Annotated in this window: 2 protein-coding genes and 1 pseudogene; all 3 read right to left on the bottom strand. The window is 72.7% G+C overall.

Features of this window, described 5'->3' with window-relative positions; genetic code table 11:
* Positions 1-1,708 (bottom strand): condensation domain-containing protein (locus A9X04_RS15555; RefSeq protein ID WP_156764375.1); only part of this gene is annotated, 1,708 nt, incomplete at its 3' end.
* The gene (mbtD, locus tag A9X04_RS15550) at positions 1,705-4,707 is read right to left on the bottom strand and encodes a mycobactin polyketide synthase MbtD (protein ID WP_231985739.1); all 3,003 of its coding nucleotides are present in this window, start codon (positions 4,705-4,707) and stop codon (positions 1,705-1,707) included. The genes mbtD and A9X04_RS15555, both read right to left, overlap by 4 nt.
* Positions 4,704-5,037 (bottom strand): annotated as a pseudogene (locus A9X04_RS15545) (polyketide synthase); the annotation flags it as partial. The pseudogene A9X04_RS15545 and the gene mbtD, both read right to left, overlap by 4 nt.

Here is a 5,037-nt window from a genome sequence, read left to right as displayed (position 1 = left end):
CCGCGCCCGCCTTGAGCACGCCCAGCGCGGTGATGACCAATTCGGGTGACTTGTCCAGCAACACCGCGACGCGGTCCTCGGTGCCGATGCCCCGCTCGATCAGCCAGTGGGCCAGGCGGTTCGACTCTTCGTCGATCTCGCGGTAGGTGTACTGGCGTCCCTCGCAGACGACGGCGACGGCCTCGGGCGACAGCCCGGCCCGGCGGGTGACCAGCTCGGGCAGTGTGGCGGCCGGGGTTTCGAAGTCCTCGCCGGTCGAGGCCCTGCGCAACCATTCGGCGTCATCGGCGTCCATCAGCGCGCACGCCGACAGCGCGGCGTCGGGATTGCGCAACGCGTCGTCCAGCAACACGGCATAGTGCCGCAGCAACTGATCGACCAGCCACTGATCCAGCACCTCGACCAGGTATTCGGCTTCGACAAGCCCGCCGCTCGGGCCATTCGCAGCGCGGTCCAGCTCGACCATGAAACTCAAGGGCAGCTGGTTGAAATGGCCGCGCAGCTCCCCCCGCTCGCATCGCACCCCGGGCGGGCAGAAGCCGGCGCCGTCGGGCTCGCGCTGCCCGAAGCTCACCCGGGTCATCCGGTCGGCGCCGTGCCGGCGATCGGGATTGGACTCGCGCACCAGCCATTCCAAGTCGGCGCGCGAGTGCGCGAAGGCGCCCACCGCGCTGTCCCGGGTCTGGGCCAGCAGCTCGCGGAACGTCTGGTGTGGCTCCGGCCGCAGGCGGAGTACCACGGTATTGCTGTAGTAGCCGATGGCGGACTCGGTCCCGACGTCACGGTTGAGGACGGGGGCGGCGACGAGGAAGTCCGTCGACTGGGTGTAGCGGTGCACCAGCGCGGCGAACGCCGCCATCAGCACCATGTAGGGGGTGGCACCGGTTTCCCGCGCCAGCGCGGCCGCCCGATCGACGGTGGCCCGCGGCAACCGCGCGGTGGCGCGCTGTGCGCGCCACGTGCTGGGCACCACCGAGCCGTTGGGGCCCGGAAGTTCGAGCGGCTCGGGCAGATTCGCCATCAGGGGCCGCCAGTACTGGGTGTCCGCCGCGGGGTCCGCGGCGTCGTCCGGGGGTGGCGCCGCTGACGCGGGTTGGTCGTCGAATGCGTCCGGGTCGGTGTAGGCGCGGGTCAGGTCGGCGAAGAACGGTGTCCACGAGGCGTCGTCCCAGGCGACGTGATGGGCGGTGATCAACAGCATCAGCTCGTCGGCGGACAGGCGGGCCACGGTGACCCGCAGCGGCGAATCCTCGGCCAGGTCGAAGGGCCGGCGAAAGTCCCGCTGCGCCAGCACGTCCAACCTCAGCCGGCGGGCCTGATCGGACAGCCCCGACAGGTCGTGGTCGGCCCACTCGGGCCGCAGCTCCTCCCGGAGGACCGGATACGGGTCGCCGTCCGCGCCCACGGCGTATGTCGTGTGCAGCACCGGGTGCCGCGCGGCGACGGCGTCGACCGCGCGCCGCAAGCGGCCGGGGTCGACCGGCCCGGTGATGCGATAGGAGACGCAGACGTTGAGCAGCGCGCTGTCCGGGTCCACCGACTGCACGAACCACATCCGGTGCTGGCCGGCGGACATGCGCGGCCGCGGACGGCTTGCCGCGGGTGTCTCGACGGCCGGCCTGCCCAGGCCGCGTTCGGCGATCTTGCGGCGCAATATCTCCAGGCGCTCGTCGTCGAGACGGGCCCTGGTCCCGGTGGTGTCCGTCACGCTGGGAGTCCAACCTTTCTGCCTTCGGGAGCGTCGAGTGTCACTCCGTCCCGCGAGCCGCCGGCTGAGCCGGCGCTCAACGCGTCGATCAATTCGTTGAGGGTGATCCCGCCGAGCATGCGGGCGACGGGTACGGAGCTTCCGACCGTCCGGCGCAGCCGCTTGCGCAAGTCGAGTGCGAGCAGCGAGTCGACACCGAGGTCGATGAGCGGTGCGGTCGGGTCGATCGTGGCCGGGTCAGCCAGCTGCAGCGTCGCGGCGAGTTCGGTGCGCACCGCCGCGGCGAGGGGTTTGGCCGCGGACTCGTCCGCTGCCGCGACCGGCGTCGTGAACGGCGTTGGCATGCCCTGACTTTCGAAGAACACCCCGAGCCGGTCGAGGTCCGCGTCGAAGATCAGCGGATCGCCGTCGTAGCTGCGCAGGCTCGCCTCGATCGCCCGTTCGGGAGCCATCGCGATCAGGCCGGAGCGTTCGGTGCGGGCGATCTCCTCGGCCGTCACGACACCGGCGGTCTGCCACAGGCCCCACCGGATCGCCATGGCGTCGCGGCCCTTGCGGCGCAGCGCGGCGACCAGCACGTCGAGCATCCGGTTCGAGGCGGCGTACGCGGCGTGGCCGTGGCCGCCCCATACCCCGAACACCGACGAGCAGGCCAGGATTCGGCAGTCCGGCCGCAGCGGCCACACCTCGGCCAGCACCGCCAGGCCGCGAACCTTGGCGGCACACACCGCCGCCACGTCGGCGCCTCTCAGCTCGGAACTTGGGCGGGCCTCGGCGATGCCGGCGGTATGGATCAGCAATGACGCGCCCGGGCCGGCGTGTCGGGCCGCGACGGCCGCGAGGGCGGCCGGATCGGTGATGTCGCAGCGCGGGGCGTGTACCTCGGCGCCGTGGTTTTCGGTGAGCCGGCGCAGCGCGTCCCCGCCGATGCCGTTGCGGCTCAACAACGTGACCGTCCGCGCCCCGCGCTCGACGCAGTACCGCGCATACTGCAGGCCGATGGCTCCGCTGCCGCCGGTGATCACCACGTGGTCCAGCGCGTCGGCACTCAGCGGCCGTTCGGTTGCCGAGTCGGAGCAGTGCCGAAAGGTTCGGACGTAGGGTCGCGGCGATTCGCCGCCGCGCAGCGCCACCTCGGCCGCCTCGCCGAGCAGGGCGTCGACGACGGCGCGCGCGGTTGCGGCGTTGACGTCCCGATCCGGCAGGTCGAGATGTGTGAAGGTCTGCTCGGGGAATTCGAACCCGGCGCTGCGATGCATCGCGGCCAGCGCCGCCTGCGCCGGGACGGCGTCGGAGTCATCCGGATCGACGGTCTCGGCGCCCGCGGTGAGCAACCAGACGGTCCGGCAGCGCGGGCCGATCAGGGCGGCGTAGTCGGGTAGACCCGCGTCCGGCCGGCCACCGATCTGCTCGACCGCGGCGGCGGGGTCCGGCTCGTCCAGCTCCGGCGCTATGACCGCGAGGACCTCGGCGTCGTTCGGCGGCACCACCCGGCAACCACCTTGCGCCCCAAGGGCATCGATGAGGCGGCGCGTCAGGGCGCCTGCCGTCGGCGCGGCGGCGAAGACGCCGACGTCGGCGCCCGGCGCGGCCGACGGGGCCGCGTGCCGCCAGTCCTCGATGACGACGTTGAGTGCCGGGGCGGGCGGCGCGGTCTCGATCGGCGGTTCGGGCGCCGCCCACAGGTGGACGGCCCGCATGGGCGCGTTCGGGAACCCGCGCAGCGGTGGCCGGACGCCACCGGGGATGGCGTGGGCCCATTGGCAGCCGGGGTCGGCGGTCGCCACGGCCGCGATGTTCGCCGCCAGCGTGTCGACGATGTCGCCGTCACGATGACCGGACCCCACGGCCACCGCCGTCTCGCCGATCAGGTCGGCGAGCGGATACAGCAGCGAGGGGTGCGCGGACAGCTCGACGAACGTGTTGGCCCCGAGCCGTTGGGCCGCCGCCACCGCTTGGTCGAACCGGACCGTGCTGCAGAGGTTTTCATACCAGTATTGGGAGAAGTCGGCGCCACTGCCGACCGGGGCGCCAAAGGTCGAACCGATGAACCGCACCGGACCGTCCCGGAATGCCGAGCGGGGCACCCGCTCGGCCAGCGCGGCGCGCAACTGACGCAGCACGCTGGTGTGCCCCGGGTAATCCACCGCCAGTTGATGGGTGAACACGCCCCGCTGCCGCGCCAGCCGCACCGCGGCCGCCACGGCGTCGCGGTCTCCGGACACCACGGTCGACGCCGGGCCGTTGACCGCCGAGACTTCCAGCCAGCCCGCCGTTTCTCCGATCAGGGACTCGGCCTCGTCGACGCCGGCACCGAGCACCGCCATGGCGTAGCGCCCCGCCAATTGGTCGACGATGGTGGCGCGGGCGCCGACCAGGCTGACCGCGTCGGGCAACGAGATCGCGCCGGCCACGTACGCCGCCGCCACCTCACCGAGGCTGTGACCAACCGCGAGGGCCGGCAGCACGCCGTGGAATTGCCACTGGTGGGCCAGGCTGACCGCGTGGGTGAACTGCGCCCCCTGAATTTCGGTGCGCGACCAGTTCCCGTCGCGCTCCCCGATCAGGTAGGGCAGCGGTGAGGGCAGGCCGGCGGCGCGGAAGGCCCGGGCGCACCGGTCGGCCTCGGCCCGGTACGCCGGAAGCCGTTGGTAGGCATCGGCACCCATCGACTGCCATTGATTGCCCTGACCGGGGAACACGAAGGCGATGCAGGGGGCGGCACCGAGGGAGGATCGGGTGACCAGCGGATGCTCCTCGCCGCGGGCCAGCGCGGACAGGCCGGAGAGCAGCTCGCCGCGGCCGGAGGCCCGCACCGCCGCGCGGTGCCGGCGCACCCGCCGCAGGCGCAGCAGCGTCGAAGCTACCGCCGCGGTGTCCGCGTCATCGCGGCCCAGATAATCCACAATGGCCCGGGCGTCCTGACCGATCAGCCCTTCGTCGTGCGCCGAGAGCAGCACCGGCGCGCGGCCGTCGGGCAACGGGGCGGTCAGCATCATGCGACCTCGGGGAGGGAGACGATCACGTGCGCGTTGGTGCCGGCGATGCCGAATGCCGACGCCGCCGCGACCCGTTGGCCGCCGATCGCGGGCCACGGCGTCAGCGTCGTCGCGAGGCGCAATCCCTGGCGGTCCCAGTCGATTTCCGGGCTGGCTTCCGACGCGTGCAGCGTCGGCGGGACGGCGCCGTGGGCCGCGGACACCACCACTTTGGCCAGGCCGAGGGCCCCGCTGGCGGCCAGCGCGTGGCCGACGTTGGATTTCACCGAACCGAGCAGGGCGCCGCCGCCGGGCGCCGTGTCGCCGTAGGTGTGTGCCAGCGACCGCAAC

The sequence above is a fragment of the Mycobacterium sp. E3247 genome, assembly GCF_001667785.1.
Classification (GTDB): Bacteria; Actinomycetota; Actinomycetes; order Mycobacteriales; family Mycobacteriaceae; genus Mycobacterium.
The sequence above is the reverse complement of the archived record's forward strand: the minus strand, read 5'-3'. Positions and strand labels throughout refer to the sequence as shown.

Excerpts from the sequence above, each read along its gene's own strand:
- mbtD (WP_231985739.1), bottom strand. The coding sequence starts at position 4,707 with ATGATGCTGACCGCCCCGTTGCCCGACGGCCGCGCGCCGGTGCTGCTC.